Origin of the sequence: Streptomyces sp. NPDC090127 (assembly GCF_044746945.1) — a bacterium.
Lineage (GTDB): Bacteria > Actinomycetota > Actinomycetes > Streptomycetales > Streptomycetaceae > Streptomyces.
Map to the genome: position 1 here is coordinate 601,487 of NZ_JBIVDE010000002.1, position 15,625 is coordinate 617,111.

A 15,625-nucleotide genomic window follows, 5' to 3' on the forward strand; every position below is an offset into this window, starting at 1 on the left:
GACTTCCCGGCACACCAGCATCATGTTGATGCGTTCTTAACACCCTATCGGGTGACCAGGAGTCTCGCCAGGACGTCTGTCATCTGCGGAAACGGGCGAGAGGGTCCGCCCCCACCAAGGCGCGAGGTGGGGACGGACCCTCTCCGGAGCCGGGCCGCCGGGGCGGTCAGACGGTGGTCTTCACCGACTCCTGGTCGGAGTCCTCGTCCGTCTCGAGCCCGGCGTCGCGCTTCTTCACGAAGGCCAGGAACGAGTTCAGCTCGCGCTTGACGACCGGGGCGAGCAGGTACAGGCCGATGATGTTGATGACCGCGAGCATGAAGAGCACCGCGTCGGCCATGTCGATCAGCGTCTGGAGGGTGAGCAGCGAACCCGCGACCGCGAAGACGGTGTAGACGACCTTGTACGTGATCTCGCTGGTGCGGCTGCGGCCGAAGAGGTGCGTCCACGCCTTGAGACCGTAGTAACCCCAGGTCAGCACCGTGGAGATGGCGAAGAGCATGACCGCGACGGTCAGGATGTACGGGAACCAGGGCAGGACGGTGCCGAAGGCGTCGGAGGTGATCGTGACCCCGCCGATCGACTCGCCGGCACGAGCCTCGGCCCAACTGGCCGGGTTGGCGATGACGATGGTCAGCGCGGTCATGGTGCAGATGACGACCGTGTCGATGAACGGCTCCAGGAGGGCGACCAGGCCCTCGCTCGCGGGGTGCTTGGTCTTCACCGCGGAGTGCGCGATCGGGGCGGAGCCGAGGCCGGCCTCGTTGGAGAACGCGGCCCGCTTGAAGCCGATGATCAGCGCGCCGAGGACGCCACCGGCGACACCCTGCGGGTTGAACGCGCCCTCGATGATGGAGGAGATCGCGGCGGGGACGGCGGTGACGTTCACCAGGATGACGACGAGGCAGGCGACGATGTAGATGCCGGCCATGGCGGGGACGAGCTTGCTGGTCACCGAGGCGATGGAGCGGATGCCGCCGAGGAGCACGATGCCGACCAGGGCGGCGACGAGAACGCCGAAGAAGAGGGCGCCCGCGGACGATCCCACGAGGCCGTCCTCGCCGCCGGTGACGGAGACGAGCTGGGCGTACGACTGGTTGACCTGGAAGAGGTTGCCGCCGAAGAGGCCGAAGAACAGCACCATGAAGGAGGCGAGGACCGCGAGCACCTTGCCGAGGGTCTTGCCGTTCTTGCCGAAGCGGTCGGCCAGGCCCTTGGGCAGGTAGTGCATCGGGCCGCCGGAGACGGTGCCGTCGGGGTGCACCTCGCGGTACTTCACACCGAGGGTGACCTCGACGAACTTCGTCGCCATGCCGAGCAGACCGCAGAGGATCATCCAGAACGTGGCGCCGGGACCGCCGATGGAGACCGCGACGGCCACACCGGCGATGTTGCCGAGGCCGACCGTGCCGGAGACGGCGGCGGTCAGCGCCTGGAAGTGGTTGACCTCACCGGCCGACCCCTTCTCGTCGTACTTGCCGCGGACCACGTCGAGGGCGAGCCGGAACTTGCGCAGCTGGACGAAGCCGAACCAGCCCGTGAAGACCAGCCCCGCGACCACGAGCCAGGCCACGATCAGCGGAAGGTCCGTACCCCCTACGGGGACGGAGTAGAAGACGACCTCGCCCAGCCACTTGGCTATGGGCTCGAAGAAGCCGCTGACGGCGTCGTCGACGGAGTGGGTGAAGGAATCGAGTGACACGGTGGGACCTCAGTACGCAGGACCGACGCGCGGGAGGCTGCGCCGGTGGGGAGTGCGGTCTGTGAGCGAACGCCGTCGTCCGGTCGGCGACCCGAGGTGTCCACGTCCGCGGACTCGGAGCGTGACCACCTCGGTCGGGCAGGTGTGGGGCAGGCCGGTGCGTGCCGACCGCTCCGCGGGCGGCGATGGGTGGTGCCACCTGCGAAGTTGCGCATTCCTACCACGACAACCTGATGAATCTGTGTGGCCCATCTCACATGACTGAAGGTGATCTTCCATATCCCCAGCAGCCGTGACTCGACCGTTATCCGGACAGGCGTATCCGTTCACAGGGCACTTATTTCCGCAGGTCAGCACCGTGACGCCCCAGGCGCCTGTCCCGCAGGCCCCCACAGCCCTCACGGCCGCGTCGGCGGTCGACGCGGCGCCCGGCGAGCCGCCGATGGGCCGGAAGAGCGGGCGCCTTAGCGTTCACTCTTAACCTATTGCAACACAGCACTGTCTGACGTTGCGTTAATTCTACGCACGTTGCAACGAAAAACCTGTCTTCACGTGCAGCGATACGGATTTCACGCAACAAGCATGTTGCCCGAACCTCGAATGCAACGTAGCTTTTCACTCATCGGAAACGACGAGCCCAGGAGAGCACGATGCAGAAGTTCGACACCACCGCCCCGGTCACCGCCGTCCTCGCCGTCCCCGCCGGACGCATCCGGTTCATCGCCGCCGAGCGGGCCGACGCCACCGTCGAGGTCCTCCCGGCCGACGCCTCCAAGAGCCGCGACGTGCAGGCCGCCGAGCGGGTCGAGGTCACCTACGCCGACGGCGTCCTGCGCGTGGAGTACCCGGCGGCGAAGAAGGCCCTGGGCGACTCCGGCTCCGTCGAGGTGACCGTCCAGCTGCCCGCCGGCTCCCACGTCGAGGCCACGGCCGGCGCCGCCGAACTCCGGTCCACCGGACGGCTCGGCGACCTCGCCTTCGACGGCGCGTACCGCCAGATCACGATCGACGAAGCCGCGAGCATCCGCCTCACCGCCGTCGACGGCGACGTCGCGGTCGGCCGACTGGGCGGCTCGGCGGAGGTCAGCACCGCACGGGGAGACATCCGGATCGCCGAGGCCGTCCGCGGCACGGTCGTGCTCCGCACCGGGTCCGGTGACATCTCGGTCTGCGCCGCCGTCGGCGTCTCCGCCTCCCTCGACGCCGGCAGCGGACACGGCCGCGTCAGCGACTCCCTCAAGAACGACGGCACCACCGAGCTCGCCATCCGCGCCACCACCCCGCACGGCGACATCACCGCCCGCAGCCTCTGACCCGCTTCTCCTCCCCTCCTTCCGCCCCCTGTTCCCACCCCCCGCTTCTGCCCCTCCCTGTTTCCCCCCGCTGCTGACCCACTCCTTCTGACTCACCGCTTCTGAGGAGCACCCGATCATGACCAACCTGGCCATCGCGGCGTACGGGCTGCGGAAGTCCTACGGCGACAAGACCGTCCTCGACGGCATCGACCTGGCCGTCCCCGAAGGAACGATCTTCTCGCTGCTCGGCCCGAACGGCGCCGGCAAGACCACCGCCGTCAAGATCCTCTCCACCCTCATCTCCCCCGGCCCCGCCTCCGGCGAGATCCGTATCGGCGGCCACGACCTCGCCACCTCGCCGCAGTCGGTCCGGTCCGCGATCGGGGTCACCGGACAGTTCTCCGCCGTCGACGGCCTGATCACCGGCGAGGAGAACATGCTCCTCATGGCCGACCTGCACCACCTCTCCCGCAGCGAGGGCCGCCGCACCGCCGCCGAACTCCTGGAGCGCTTCGACCTGGTGGAGGCCGCGTCGAAGCCCGCCTCCACCTACTCCGGCGGCATGAAGCGCCGTCTCGACATCGCCATGACCCTGGTGGGCAGCCCGCGGATCATCTTCCTGGACGAGCCCACCACCGGCCTCGACCCCCGCTCCCGCCACAACATGTGGCAGATCATCCGCGAACTGGTCGCCGACGGCGTGACCGTCTTCCTCACCACCCAGTACCTGGAGGAGGCCGACGAACTCGCCGACCGCATCGCGGTGCTGAACGACGGCAAGATCGCCGCTGAGGGCACCGCCGAGCAGCTGAAGCGGATCGTCCCCGGCGGGCACGTCAGGCTCCGCTTCTCCGACCCGGCCGCCTACCGGTCCGCCGCCGGCGCGCTGCGCGAGGCCACCCGTGACGACGAGGCGCTCGCGCTGCAGATACTCAGCGACGGCAGTCAGCGCGAACTGCGCTCCGTCCTCGACCAGTTGGACTCCGCCGGCATCGAGGCCGACGAACTGACCGTCCACACCCCCGACCTCGACGACGTGTTCTTCGCCCTGACCGCCAAGGAGGCTGTCCGATGAGCTCTCTCTCCCTCGCCGTGCGCGACTCGACCACGATGCTGCGCCGCAATCTCCTGCACGCCCGGCGCTACCCCTCCCTCACCCTGAACCTGCTGCTCACGCCGGTCATGCTGCTGCTGCTCTTCGTCTACATCTTCGGCGACACCATGAGTGCGGGCATCGGCGGCGGCGCGGACCGCTCCGCGTACATCGCCTACGTCGTCCCGGGCATCCTGATGATGACCATCGGCGGCACCACGATCGGCACGGCGGTCTCCGTCTCCACCGACATGGCCGAGGGCATCATCGCCCGCTTCCGCACGATGGCGATCCATCGGGGTTCGGTGCTCGTCGGACACGTCGTCGGCAGCGTCCTGCAGTGTGTGATGAGCGTGGTCCTCGTCGGCGCCGTCGCCGTGGCCATCGGCTTCCGCTCCACCGACGCCACCGCCCTGGAGTGGTTGGCGGCGTTCGGGCTGCTGGCACTCTTCGCCCTGGCGCTCACCTGGATCGCTGTGGGCATGGGCCTGATCAGCCCGAACGCCGAGGCCGCCAGCAACAACGCGATGCCGCTGATCTTCCTGCCGCTCATCTCCAGCACCTTCGTCCCGGTCGACGCGATGCCGGGCTGGTTCCAGCCGATCGCCGAGTACCAGCCCTTCACCCCCGCCATCGAGACCCTGCGCGGTCTGCTCCTCGGCACCGAGATCGGTCACAACGGGTGGCTCGCGGTCGCCTGGTGCGTGGGCCTCGCGGTCCTCGGCTACTTCTGGTCGGCCTCGAAGTTCAACAGCGACCCGCAGTAAGCGCCATGACAGCGCGGGCCGCCTCCCGCCACCGAGTTCCGCCCCCGGGGCGGCGTACTCCGACACCACGTCGGGTACGCCGCCCCTTTCGCGTGCGGGGCGGGGACGCCTGCGCGGCCGGCGGTGCCGTCGAAGCAGGAGGCCGTCCTCGTCGCCGACCTGGGCCTCGACGGCATGGGAGCAGCCCCGGCTTCCCGGTCAGGCGGTGGTGAGGAACTCGAGTGTGTCGATCACGCGGTTCGAGAAGCCCCACTCGTTGTCGTACCAGGCGACCACCTTGACGTGACGGCCGTCGACGCGGGTGAGGGCCGAGTCGAAGATCGACGAGGCGGGGTTGCCCGTGATGTCGGACGACACGAGCGGGTCCTCCGAGTACTCGAGGATGCCGGCGAGCGGCCCCTCCGCCGCGGTGCGGTACGCCGCCAGGACCTCGTCGCGCGTCACGTCGCGGGCGACGGTCGTGTTGAGTTCGACGATCGAGCCGACCGGCACCGGTACGCGGATCGAGTCGCCCGACAGCCTGCCGTCGAGGTTCGGCAGCACCAGGCCGATCGCCTTGGCGGCGCCGGTCGTGGTCGGCACGATGTTGACCCCGGCGGCGCGGGCACGGCGGGCGTCGCGGTGCGGACCGTCCTGGAGGTTCTGCTCCTGCGTGTAGGCGTGCACCGTCGTCATGAACCCGTGCTCGATACCGGCGAGTTCGTCGAGGACCGCGGCCAGCGGGGCGAGCGCGTTGGTGGTGCAGGAGGCACTGGAGACGATCGTGTGCACGGCCGGGTCGTAGGCGTCGGTGTTGACCCCGTACGCGAGCGTCACGTCGGCGCCCTCCGACGGTGCGCTGACGAGCACCTTCTTCGCGCCCGCGTCGAGGTGGGCCCGGGCGGCCTTGGCGGAGGTGAAGCGGCCGGTGGCCTCCAGGACGATGTCGATGCCGAGCTCGGCCCACGGGAGTTGCGCCGGTTCGCGCTCGGCCAGCACGGTGATCCGACGGCCGTCGACGACGAGGACGTCCCCGTCGACGGTCACCGGGCGGCCGAGCCGGCCGGCCGTGCTGTCGTAGGCGAGCAGCCGGGCGAGAGTGGCGGGCTCCGTCAGGTCGTTGACGGCGACGATCTCCAGCTTGCTGTCGCGCTCCAGCAGGGCGCGCAGCACATTGCGTCCGATGCGGCCGAATCCGTTGATGGCGATACGAGTCATGAGTGGTGTCCCTTCCCTTCCGCACCAGGCTCGCGCGCCGCGGGCATCGCTGACAGTGGCGGGATCGCCATGGTTCAAAAGAATCTCGCCACGTCGGTGCAGGCGCCCACCGATCCCGCAGCGCCGATCCCGCCACGCGGCCGGCGCGTCACTCGCCCGGCGCGTCGCTCCCCCGTGCGTCACGCGCCCGGCGCGTCACTCGCCCCGCGTGAAGGTGCGCCGGTACTCGCTCGGTGTGGTGCCCAGGACGCGCTGGAAGTGCAGGCGCAGGTTCGCCCCGGTGCCGAGCCCGACGTCGGTGGCGATCTGCTCGACGCTGCGCTGCGAGCGCTCGAGCAGTTCGCGGGCCAGGTCGATGCGGGCGCGCATCACCCACTGCAACGGGGTGTAGCCGGTCTCCTCGACGAAACGACGGGAGAACGTGCGCGGCGAGACCCCTGCCCGGCGCGCCAGCATGTCCAGGGTGACGGGCTCGCCGAGGCGGTGCAGCGCCCACTCGCGGGTGGCTGCGAACCGTTCGCCGAGCGGCTCGGGGACGCTGCGCGGTACGTACTGCGCCTGGCCGCCGCTGCGGTAGGGGGCCGCGACGAGGCGCCGGGCCGCGTGGTGGGACGCGGCCACTCCGAGGTCGCCGCGCAGGATGTGTAGGCACAGGTCGATGCCGGAGGCGGCGCCGGCCGACGTGAGCACGCTGCCCTCGTCGACGAACAGCACGTTCTCGTCGACCTGGACGAGGGGATACCTGGCCGCGAGGGCCCGTGTGTAGTGCCAGTGCGTCGTGGCACGTCTGCCGTCGAGCAGGCCGGTGGCGCCGAGCGCGAAGGCGCCCGTCGAGATGGCGGCGAGCCGCGCACCCCGGTCGTGGGCGGTGACCAGCGCCTCGACGACGGCCTCCGGCGGGTCGTCCCGGTCCGGGGAGCGGTAGCCGGGGACGAAGACGACGTCGGCCCACGCGAGCGCGTCGAGGCCGTGGGCGACGTGGTAGGCGAGGCCGTCGCCACCGGTCACCGGACCGGGCGCCGCCCCGCACACCCGTACCTCGTACGGCATGCTCGCGCGGGTGGTGAAAACCTGCGCGGGGATCCCGACATCGAGCGGCTTCGCACCTTCCAGCACGAGGACGGCGACGCGACGCAGGCGGGGTTCGGGCACAGGAGGAGAGTACGGCCCCCGGCGGCCCGACTCGGGCGCCCCTGCCCTGAGGTGGGCGGCGCCGACGGCCCTGGGGTGGGCTGCGGCGCCGCTCTGTGGGCGGTGCCGCCCGGGCCACGCGCGCTGTGATGGGCGGTGCCGCCCGGCCCACGCGCGCTGTGGTGGGCGGTGCCGCCCGGGCCACGGTCGGACCCGTGGGCGACAGCCCTGCACGCAGGCGGAGCGCACGAGTCGGCGCCGCGCGTCACGCGGCGGAGAGGGCCTCCAGGAGGTCACCGACCTGAGGGTTCGGCAGAGCGCGCGCCACATCCGCCTGGGCCACGACGCCCACGAGGGTGTGCCCGTCGATCACGGGCAGCCGACGCACCTCGTGCTCCTTCATGGTGCGCAGGATCTCGTCCGCCTCGTCGTCCGCGCCGATGGTGACGGCTTCGCCCTGAGCGAGCTCACCGGCCGTGCACGTGGCGGGGTCCTTGTCCTGGGCCAGCACCTTCACGACGATGTCGCGGTCGGTCAGCATGCCCTTGAGCTTCTCGTCGGTACCGCAGATCGGCAGCGCGCCGACGCCGAGCTCCTTCATCTTCTTCGCCGCGTCCAGGACCGTGTCGGTGGCTTTCACGCACGTCGCGTCCGGGCTCATGATCTCCCGTGCGGTGGTCATCGCCGTCTCCTTTCGGATCGCATCGGCCTTCGCCACCCCCCTGCCCCGGAATTCCCCTCGCATGCAATCCAGCCGGGGCGCCCCAGAGCCCGACCCCGGTACCGACCGAACGGCAAAGAATCCTCACGCCGCGCTGCCGGGACAGGACCGCACGACGGTGAACATGCGCAGACTTCCGGTGACCTGGAAAAGGCGTCGGAGTTCCGAAGGAAGCGGTCCCGCGATGAGAAGGGTGCGCTCCTGGAAATGTGCGCGGACAAGTGCGTGCAAAAACGAGGAATCACCGAATTCGACGTCCGCCACGTCGATGACCGTGCGTCCCGGACGGGTCTGCGGGACATCGCGCAAGGCGCGGTTCAGGCAGTCGACGCTCTCCACGTCGAACGCGCCACGGGCACGAAGCACGTAGTCGGCCGCATCCTCGGTGTGCTCAAGGGTGACCTCGGCGGCACCGTTCGGCGCCGCGTACGTCTGCCGATGTGGCGTCGGGGGCGGGGAATCCGCCCTTCGACGGTACGGCCAGGAGCCCAAGGCAGCACGCCCTTCCGTGACCCCGGCAGCGGAGGCGGCCGAGCGGCGCATGCCTCACGGCACGAGCCACGCCCCACCCGGGCTTCGACCTTGCTCCTCCCTCTGAGGCTACGCTTCTCCCGCGCGGCGCCTTACGAGGTCGCGGAGCATTCGGAGTCAGCCGGGGTGGCCCTCAGGGTGAGCCTGGGTCTTCAGCGCCCAGAATTCGCCCGGGCATCCCGCTGGGAGCGGCGGGAAACGGTGGCCTTTCACGTCGGTGCTCCAATGGTGTTCTCCGCCGCAGTCGCATGCGTAGATCCCGCTGTCGGGCACGATTTCGCCCGGATGCCATGAAGTCTTGTCATCGCTCATACCCTCAGGTCTACGACGACGAGGGCCCGCACGCGAGCGGGACCAGTCCGACGCCTGGGCTTCGGGACGGTTAGGCGCGCCCGGGCAGGTTACGCGCCTCGCATGGAGACAACAGCCCACCCCCTCGCAGTCGTCACCGGGGCGTCGAGCGGTATCGGATTCGAGCTGGCCGAACAGTTCGCCGCACACGGCTTCGACCTGATCATCGCCGCCGAGGACGATTCCCTCGCGACGGCGGCAGCCGCCCTGACCACGCACGGAACTCCCGCGCAGACCGTCCAGACCGTCCAGACCGATCTCAGCAGCCGAGAGGGCGTCGAAACGCTCCACCGCGCGATCACCGCCACAAGACGGCCGGTCGCGGCAGCCGCGCTGAACGCCGGAGTCGGCCACGGCGGGCCCTTCCTGAAGACCGAGCTGGCCGACGAGCTGGCGATCATCGACCTCAACGTGACGTCCACCGTCCATCTCGCGAAGTTGTTGCTGCCGAGGATGGTGGAGGACGGGCAGGGCCGGATCCTGATCACGTCATCGATCGCCTCCACCATCCCCGGTTCGTTCCAGGCGGTGTACAACGCGAGCAAGTCGTTCCTCCAGTCCTTCGCGCAGGCTCTCCAGAACGAGCTGAAGGAGACCGGCGTGACGGTCACCTCGCTCATGCCCGGTCCGACCGAGACCGAGTTCTTCGCGCGAGCCGACATGCTGGACACGAAGGTCGGCCGGTCGGAGAAGGACGACGCCGGCCTCGTGGCGGCGCAGGGCTTCGAGGCGATGATGGCGGGCAGGGACAAGGTCGTCGCCGGTTCCTGGAAGACGAAGGCACAGGGCTTGGTCGGCCGGGTGCTCCCCGACAAGGTCAAGGCCGAGGGCCACCGCCGCATGGCGAAGCCGGGCAGCGGAACGGACGCCTGAAGCGCGGGGCGCGGCGACCCGCGGTCCGACCGACGGCGCCCGGCATACGTCCGGCATGTTCGGCGCGTCCATGGGCAGCCGCATGGCGCGGCTTCGGCGATGTCGACCAGGACAAGGTACTGAGGGACGGAGGAGTGTTCTCGTGAGCAAGGAGACGGTGGGCGACCGGGTACTCGAGCGGTTGCGGGCCTGGGGAGTCAGGCATGTCTTCGGGTATCCCGGCGACGGCATCAACGGTTTGCTGACCTCGTGGGCGCGGGCCGGTGACGACCCTCGCTTCATCCAGGCACGGCACGAGGAGATGGCCGCTTTCGAGGCGGTCGGCTACGCCAAGTTCTCCGGACGCGTCGGTGTCTGCGTGGCGACGTCCGGCCCCGGCGCGGTCCATCTCCTCAACGGCCTGTACGACGCCAAACTGGACCATGTCCCGGTGGTGGCCATCGTCGGGCAGACGGATCGCAGCGCGATGGGCGGGGCGTACCAGCAGGAGGTCGACCTGCACAGCCTGTTCAAGGACGTGGCGTCGGACTTCCTGGAGACGGTCACCGTGCCGGAGCAGCTGCCGAACGTCCTGGACCGAGCCATCCGCACCGCGTACGCCCGGCGCGCACCGACCGCCGTGATCATACCGGCGGATGTGCAGCAACTGGAGTACTCCGCACCCGAACACGCCCACAAGATGGTCCCGTCGAGCCTCGACGCGAGCGGCTGGGCACCCGTCCCCGACGACGACGCCGTCGCGAGGGCAGCCGAACTCCTCAACGAGGGACGGCGGGTGGCCATGCTCGTCGGCCAGGGTGCGGCCGGGGCTCGGCTGGAGGTGGCGGAGACGGCCGACCTGCTCGGTGCCGGCGTCGCCAAGGCCCTGCTCGGACTGGACGCGCTGAGTGACGAACTGCCGTACGTGACGGGCTCGATCGGGCTTCTCGGCACGCGTCCGTCGTACGAGCTGATGCGCGACTGCGACACGCTCCTGACGGTGGGGTCCAACTTCCCGTACGCCGAGTTCCTGCCGCCCTACGGGCAGGCGCGAGCCGTCCAGATCGACATCGACCCCCATCTGATCGGCATGCGCTACCCCTACGAGGTCAACCTCGTGGGAGACGCCGCGGCCACCCTGCGCAAGCTGCTTCCCCTGCTGGCGCGCAAGGAGGACCGGTCCTGGCAGGAGACGACCGCGTCCGGGGTGCGCAGGTGGCGGACGGTGATGGAGCGACGAGCCGAGCTCGAAGCCGACCCCGTCAACCCGGAGTTCGTCGCGCATGCCCTCGACCCCCTGGTGCCGGACGACGCGATGATCACGTGCGACTCCGGTTCTCCCGCGAACTGGTACGCGCGCCATCTGACCTTCCACGGACACATGCGCGGCTCCCTGTCCGGGACGCTCGCCACGATGGGCAGCGCCGTCCCGTACGCGATCGGCGCCAAGTTCGCGCACCCCGACCGGCCTGCCATCGCCCTCGTCGGCGACGGAGCCATGCAGATGAACGGCCTCGCCGAACTGGTGACGGTGGCCAAGTACGCCACCGAGTGGGCGGATCCCCGGCTGGTGGTCGCGGTGTGGAACAACCAGGATCTCAATCAGGTGAGTTGGGAGCTGCGCGCCATGGGCGGCACTCCTCCCTTCGAGCCTTCCCAGGCGCTTCCCGACGTGGCGTACGCGGACTTCGCCCGCTCGCTCGGCATGGACGGGATCCGCGTCACGCGACAGGAGGACGTCGAGGAGGCCTGGCGGACAGCGCTCTCCGCGGACGGTCCCGTGGTCCTCGACTTCCGCACCGACCCCGCCGCCCCCCCGATCCCGCCCCACTCCACGTGGGAGCAGATCGAGGCGACCGCGTCCGCCCTGGCGAAGGACAAGGGGCGCGGGCATGTCGTGGCTCAGGGGCTGAAGGCGAAGCTCCAGGAGGCTCTCCCCCACCGGAAGGGACGGGGCTGAGGTACCACCCACGGCACGGCTTCCCGCCCTGCGGCGGGCGGTGACGGACTCCCGGCCGACCCGCCCGGTCAGGGCGCGGATGTCGTACGTGAAGCGGCCACGCGGGCGGGGCGAGGCGCGACGCGGTTGCCCCGGGCCACGGATCCGGGCGAAAATCGTTGCGTCGGCCGAACATGTTTCGGCGGACCGGACACAGATCACCTGTACGGCGAGGTGATGACCCATGGAGAACGCCTTCGACATCACGGTGACCCGCTATGAGAGCGTCCTCCACCTCGTCCCGGCGGGAGAGCTCGACGGGGCGGGGCGGACGGCCTTCGAACGGGTGCAGAGCTCCGTCGACGACGGCGTCCGCGTGGTCGTCTGCGACATGGGGCGGGTGCCGTTCATGGACGTGTCCGGCCTGAAGTGCCTGCTCTCCCTGGCCGAACGGCTGGACGCGCTGGGAGTGGCGCTGTTCCTCGTCAACTGGCGCCCGCAGCCGCTGCGCCTCCTGGATCTGGCGCGGGACGTCGATCGAACGACGTCGAACTCCTGCGCCGGCCGGCCGCCCGCTCCTTCGGTCGCCCTGCGCCGCAGTCTCGAAGCCCACGTACGGGAGGGCTGGAAGCGCGGGATGCAGGCAGCCGGGCTCGACCGCTCCGTCCCGGCGGTGGCGAGCTTCTGCGGCGTGCCGCAGGGGACCCGCCGCAGAAGCTGAGCACGGCGCCAGGGGTACGCCCCCCCGCACCAGGGGTACGGCTCCCCCGGTCGCCGATGCCGCCGACCGTGCACGCGAGACCGACGAGGCTTCCGGCCGCCCCGGAAGTGGGAGGATGGAGGAGATGGAACAGCCTGGTTCCGTCGTTCCGAGGCTTCGGCGCCCCCGCCCTCGGCGGCTGCCTTCGCGGCTTTGATCGCCGGACATGTCCACGGCATCCGCCGTGCTCCGATCACGACCCTTCGGGTTCGCTGTCTCAAGGCTGCCGCCCCCTAGGTGGGGAAGCCCTCATGAACACGTGGCTCGCGCACACCCGGATCCTGGGCTCGTTCGCGGTCGTCACCGTGCGCCCGCCGTCGTACGCCTCTCCGACCTCCGCCTACGTGGCGCTGCTCATGCCCGCCTTGGCGCGGGTCCCTCCCGGTGTCGACTTCCTCGTCCTCGACATGGAGCAGGTGTCCGTCACCGACAGTGCGGGCGTCCTCGCCCCGGTCCGGGCCTGGACCGAGCGGCACCGCGTGAGCCTGCTCTGCGTCCCGCCCGACGACGCGGTGCTGTACGTCCCGGCGGCGGCGGTCGACGACAGTGCGCGGTCAGCGCTGTCCCGCGCCCTCGGTACGCGCGTGGCAGCGCAGCGCGCTACAGGCATCTATCAGGCGCTTCGCGCCGAACCTGCCGGCTGATCACCACGCGGCACCGCCCTCATGCCCACGGCGCCCAGTGTGTTCACGGTGTTCACGGCTCGAAGCGCAGGACCGTCTCCGGCAGGAGCACCCGCTTCACCATCTGCGCGGCGACCTCGGAGACGCGTTCGCCCCGGGCGGCCGCGTACGCGGAGAGGTGCTCGGCCGCGCGGCTCGGGCCGATGCCGGCGGTGGCGGCGATCATCCCGATGGCGGTGTCGACCAGCGCCTTCCCTGACAGGGCCGCCTGGGCGCGCGTGACGATGTCGAACGGCCGCAGAGGATCGGACGTCCAGGTGATCACCGCCGTGGCCGCCGTGTCCGCCAGCGCCTGCAACAGGTGGGTCTCGTCCGCGCTCAGGGAGGTGGGGCCGTGGGCGAGCAGGTTGAGCGCCCCGACCCGCTGGTGGCGGACGCGCAACGGCAGCGCGTGCACGGCGCGGAATCCGGCGGCCTCGGCGAGCGGTACGAAGGCGGGCCAACGGTCGGCCCGCGCGCCGATGTCGTCGGCGTGGACCGGCACGCCGGTGACGTACGCGTCGACGCAGGGCCCTTGCGCGATCTGGCCCTGGAGCATCTCCGTCATCTCCACCTGACCCGATGTCGCGGCGACGGGACGGAGCTGTCCTCGTGCGTTGGCGAGCATCACACCGGCCGCGTCGACGCTGGTGAGCCGGACGCTGTGGTCCACGAGACGGCGCAGGAGGACCATCGGGTCGACCTCGTCGGCCGTGACGTCGGTGAGGCTGACGAACGCCTCGGTGAGCTGCCGTTCACGCGTCATGCCGGTCACCGTTTCCGCTGCTGCGGTCCAACCCTCGGTCGGGTTACTCATCGAACCTGATCCTCCCGGCAATGACGTCGCGAGCCGTCTCCGTCACGGTCTGTCCGTGGCCGAAGGCATGGCCCCTCAACCGGGCCAGGGCGTCCTCCGCGCTCACTTCGAGATGCACCATGATCATCCCGGTCGCACGGTGGACCTCTTCATGGTCGGTCTCCGCCGCGTGCAGCCACTCGGCGGTCTGTCCGTCGGTCCCGTCCTCCTGGGTGTGGAGCGCGAGCAGGGCGGTCGTGATCGCGTCCGCCGCCGGGAAGGCGAAGGACTGGTCCCGCTCGGACAGCGGTCCCGGCGTGTCCCGGTACAGATCCAGTGTCCCGATGGCCAGGCCGCCACTGCCCAGAGGCAGGGAGAACAGCGCCTTCACCCCGAGCGCGACCGCCTGCTGGGCGAACATCGGCCACCGCCGGGCGTCCTGCCCCAGGGACAGATCGACCGCGAGGACGGGCGCCGCCCACGCCAGTGCGCTGCGGCACGGGCCGTCGCCCAGCGAGTACTGGGCCTCCGCCAGACGGCCGGCCCGCTCGTCGGAGGACCACCACAACGTATTCGCGTCGCCCTCCCCCGCGAGGGACACGGAGGCTCCCGTGATGTCCAGAAGATCGACGCACGCCAGGCACAGCACCGCCGGCACGTCTCTGGCCGGTACACCGGAGACGGCCCCTCCGAACACCGACGACAGCCGCCGGGCCTCCTGGGCACTGAAGAGAGGAGGCCCGTCACCGGGAGCAACAGGGTCCACGACTCCACACCTCCCGCGGCAGGCCCTGCCCCATTCTCTCACCCCTCGTCACGGAGAAGCGGGCCGAGATCTGCGGGTTTTGCCCGAGATGTACGGGTAGTCGATGACCATGAATCCCACGCCCGCACAGGACGAGCCCGCCCTCCCCGACCCGACGTCCCGGTACCCCCGGCCCCCACAGCCCGAACAGCGGCAGGAGCATCCCGGCTCGACCGAGCACATGGATCCACGCCCCGACCACGGTGAGAGTTCCTACCAGGGACACCGGCTCCTCGCCGACCGGGCGGCGGTCGTCACCGGCGGGGACTCCGGAATCGGTCGGGCCGTATGTCTGGCGTTCGCACGCGAAGGCGCGGACGTCGTCCTCACCCACCTGCCCGAAGAAGCCGGCGAGGCCGAGGAGACCGCGCGTCTGGTACGTGAGGCCGGGCGTACCGCCGTCACCGTTCCGTGCGACATCCGGGACGAGGAGCAGTGCGCGCAGCTGATCGAACGGGCCGTCGGCGAACTCGGCCGGATCGACATCCTCGTCAACAACGCCGCGTACCAGATGGCACAGCCGGACGGCATCGAGGCGATCACCACGGAGCAGTTCGACCGGGTGATGAAGACGAACCTGTACGGCATGTTCTGGCTCACCCGCCAGGCACTCGCCCACATGCCGCGCGGCGGATCCGTCATCAACACGACGTCCGTCCAGGGGTATCAGCCCAGTCCTCACCTTCTCGACTACGCGATGACCAAGGCGGCGATCGTCTCCTTCACCCACGGCCTGGCGCAGATGCTCGCCGAGCGCGGCATCCGGGTGAACGCCGTCGCGCCCGGCCCGGTGTGGACCCCGCTGATCCCCGCGACGATGCCGGAGACGAAGCACTTCGGCGAACAGTCTCCCCTGGGGCGACCCGCCCAACCGGCCGAGATGGCCCCCGCCTACGTGTTCCTGGCCTCTCCGCAGGCCGGCTACATCACCGGGGAGATCGTCAACGCCACCGGCGGCACTCCCCTCCCGTGAGCCCCGTGGCGGCCACGTCCGGACGGGCGCAGGAGGCGGAAAATGGCGAA

16 protein-coding genes are annotated in these 15,625 nt (G+C 70.3%); 8 read left to right on the forward strand and 8 right to left on the reverse strand.

Features of this window, described 5'->3' with window-relative positions; translation table 11 throughout:
• Positions 1–166 precede the first annotated feature (166 nt).
• The gene (locus tag ACIPPS_RS08340) at positions 167–1,702 is read right to left on the reverse strand and encodes an alanine/glycine:cation symporter family protein (protein WP_401428379.1); all 1,536 of its coding nucleotides are present in this window, start codon (positions 1,700–1,702) and stop codon (positions 167–169) included.
• Positions 1,703–2,352: 650 nt separating this feature from the next.
• On the opposite strand from ACIPPS_RS08340, the gene ACIPPS_RS08345 reads away from it, so the two are divergent.
• The 3 genes from ACIPPS_RS08345 (at position 2,353) to ACIPPS_RS08355 (ending at position 4,857) form a co-directional block, all read left to right on the forward strand.
• Positions 2,353–3,015 (forward strand): DUF4097 family beta strand repeat-containing protein, encoded by a 663-nt coding sequence (locus ACIPPS_RS08345; protein WP_401428381.1) that lies wholly within the window; start codon positions 2,353–2,355, stop codon positions 3,013–3,015.
• Between the two features lie 118 nt (positions 3,016–3,133).
• Complete coding sequence (locus tag ACIPPS_RS08350) at positions 3,134–4,072, forward strand: ATP-binding cassette domain-containing protein (RefSeq protein ID WP_401428383.1); 939 nt, start codon at positions 3,134–3,136, stop codon at positions 4,070–4,072.
• Positions 4,069–4,857: an ABC transporter permease gene (locus ACIPPS_RS08355; protein WP_401428385.1), complete on the forward strand. Its 789-nt coding sequence runs from the start codon at positions 4,069–4,071 to the stop codon at positions 4,855–4,857. Before ACIPPS_RS08350 ends, ACIPPS_RS08355 begins: the two co-directional genes overlap by 4 nt.
• 198 nt (positions 4,858–5,055) lie before the next feature.
• On the opposite strand, the gene gap is transcribed toward ACIPPS_RS08355, so the two are convergent.
• The 5 genes from gap to ACIPPS_RS08380 form a co-directional block, all read right to left on the reverse strand.
• The gene (gene gap, locus ACIPPS_RS08360; protein WP_401428387.1) at positions 5,056–6,054 is read right to left on the reverse strand and encodes a type I glyceraldehyde-3-phosphate dehydrogenase; all 999 of its coding nucleotides are present in this window, start codon (positions 6,052–6,054) and stop codon (positions 5,056–5,058) included.
• A 195-nt stretch (positions 6,055–6,249) separates the two neighbouring features.
• Positions 6,250–7,206, reverse strand: a complete 957-nt coding sequence (locus ACIPPS_RS08365; protein WP_401428390.1) for a GlxA family transcriptional regulator — start codon at positions 7,204–7,206, stop codon at positions 6,250–6,252.
• 244 nt (positions 7,207–7,450) lie between these two features.
• Positions 7,451–7,867, reverse strand: coding sequence for a CBS domain-containing protein (locus ACIPPS_RS08370; protein WP_401428393.1), 417 nt, complete (start codon positions 7,865–7,867; stop codon positions 7,451–7,453).
• 123 nt (positions 7,868–7,990) lie between these two features.
• A complete protein-coding gene (locus ACIPPS_RS08375) occupies positions 7,991–8,449 on the reverse strand; it encodes an STAS domain-containing protein (RefSeq protein ID WP_401428395.1) in 459 nt (152 codons plus the stop codon).
• 105 nt (positions 8,450–8,554) lie between these two features.
• Entirely contained in the window at positions 8,555–8,749 is a 195-nt protein-coding gene (locus ACIPPS_RS08380) for a hypothetical protein (protein ID WP_401428398.1), read from the reverse strand.
• A 102-nt stretch (positions 8,750–8,851) separates the two neighbouring features.
• On the opposite strand from ACIPPS_RS08380, the gene ACIPPS_RS08385 reads away from it, so the two are divergent.
• The 4 genes from ACIPPS_RS08385 (at position 8,852) to ACIPPS_RS08400 (ending at position 12,983) form a co-directional block, all read left to right on the forward strand.
• Entirely contained in the window at positions 8,852–9,661 is an 810-nt protein-coding gene (locus ACIPPS_RS08385) for an SDR family NAD(P)-dependent oxidoreductase (RefSeq protein ID WP_401428400.1), read from the forward strand.
• Between the two features lie 142 nt (positions 9,662–9,803).
• The gene (locus ACIPPS_RS08390; RefSeq protein ID WP_401428402.1) at positions 9,804–11,600 is read left to right on the forward strand and encodes a thiamine pyrophosphate-requiring protein; all 1,797 of its coding nucleotides are present in this window, start codon (positions 9,804–9,806) and stop codon (positions 11,598–11,600) included.
• A 223-nt stretch (positions 11,601–11,823) separates the two neighbouring features.
• The gene (locus ACIPPS_RS08395) at positions 11,824–12,300 is read left to right on the forward strand and encodes an STAS domain-containing protein (RefSeq protein WP_401428404.1); all 477 of its coding nucleotides are present in this window, start codon (positions 11,824–11,826) and stop codon (positions 12,298–12,300) included.
• 290 nt (positions 12,301–12,590) lie between these two features.
• Positions 12,591–12,983, forward strand: coding sequence for a hypothetical protein (locus ACIPPS_RS08400; protein WP_401428406.1), 393 nt, complete (start codon positions 12,591–12,593; stop codon positions 12,981–12,983).
• Between the two features lie 52 nt (positions 12,984–13,035).
• Here ACIPPS_RS08400 and ACIPPS_RS08405 read toward each other — a convergent pair whose 3' ends face one another.
• Both ACIPPS_RS08405 and ACIPPS_RS08410 read right to left on the reverse strand, forming a co-directional pair.
• Positions 13,036–13,767 (reverse strand): GAF and ANTAR domain-containing protein, encoded by a 732-nt coding sequence (locus ACIPPS_RS08405; RefSeq protein ID WP_401428409.1) that lies wholly within the window; start codon positions 13,765–13,767, stop codon positions 13,036–13,038.
• 43 nt (positions 13,768–13,810) lie between these two features.
• Entirely contained in the window at positions 13,811–14,398 is a 588-nt protein-coding gene (locus ACIPPS_RS08410; RefSeq protein WP_401428412.1) for a GAF and ANTAR domain-containing protein, read from the reverse strand.
• Positions 14,399–14,666: 268 nt separating this feature from the next.
• On the opposite strand from ACIPPS_RS08410, the gene ACIPPS_RS08415 reads away from it, so the two are divergent.
• A complete protein-coding gene (locus ACIPPS_RS08415; protein ID WP_401428414.1) occupies positions 14,667–15,575 on the forward strand; it encodes an SDR family oxidoreductase in 909 nt (302 codons plus the stop codon).
• Positions 15,576–15,625 lie beyond the last annotated feature (50 nt).

Bases quoted from the DNA above. Each gene is read 5' to 3' on its own strand.
- ACIPPS_RS08345 (WP_401428381.1), top strand. From the start codon at position 2,353: ATGCAGAAGTTCGACACCACCGCCCCGGTCACCGCCGTCCTCGCCGTC.
- ACIPPS_RS08350 (WP_401428383.1), top strand. From the start codon at position 3,134: ATGACCAACCTGGCCATCGCGGCGTACGGGCTGCGGAAGTCCTACGGC.
- ACIPPS_RS08355 (WP_401428385.1), top strand. From the start codon at position 4,069: ATGAGCTCTCTCTCCCTCGCCGTGCGCGACTCGACCACGATGCTGCGC.
- gap (WP_401428387.1), bottom strand. From the start codon at position 6,054: ATGACTCGTATCGCCATCAACGGATTCGGCCGCATCGGACGCAATGTG.
- ACIPPS_RS08370 (WP_401428393.1), bottom strand. From the start codon at position 7,867: ATGACCACCGCACGGGAGATCATGAGCCCGGACGCGACGTGCGTGAAA.
- ACIPPS_RS08375 (WP_401428395.1), bottom strand. From the start codon at position 8,449: ATGCGCCGCTCGGCCGCCTCCGCTGCCGGGGTCACGGAAGGGCGTGCT.
- ACIPPS_RS08380 (WP_401428398.1), bottom strand. From the start codon at position 8,749: ATGAGCGATGACAAGACTTCATGGCATCCGGGCGAAATCGTGCCCGAC.
- ACIPPS_RS08385 (WP_401428400.1), top strand. From the start codon at position 8,852: ATGGAGACAACAGCCCACCCCCTCGCAGTCGTCACCGGGGCGTCGAGC.
- ACIPPS_RS08395 (WP_401428404.1), top strand. From the start codon at position 11,824: ATGGAGAACGCCTTCGACATCACGGTGACCCGCTATGAGAGCGTCCTC.
- ACIPPS_RS08400 (WP_401428406.1), top strand. From the start codon at position 12,591: ATGAACACGTGGCTCGCGCACACCCGGATCCTGGGCTCGTTCGCGGTC.
- ACIPPS_RS08405 (WP_401428409.1), bottom strand. From the start codon at position 13,767: ATGACGCGTGAACGGCAGCTCACCGAGGCGTTCGTCAGCCTCACCGAC.
- ACIPPS_RS08415 (WP_401428414.1), top strand. From the start codon at position 14,667: ATGACCATGAATCCCACGCCCGCACAGGACGAGCCCGCCCTCCCCGAC.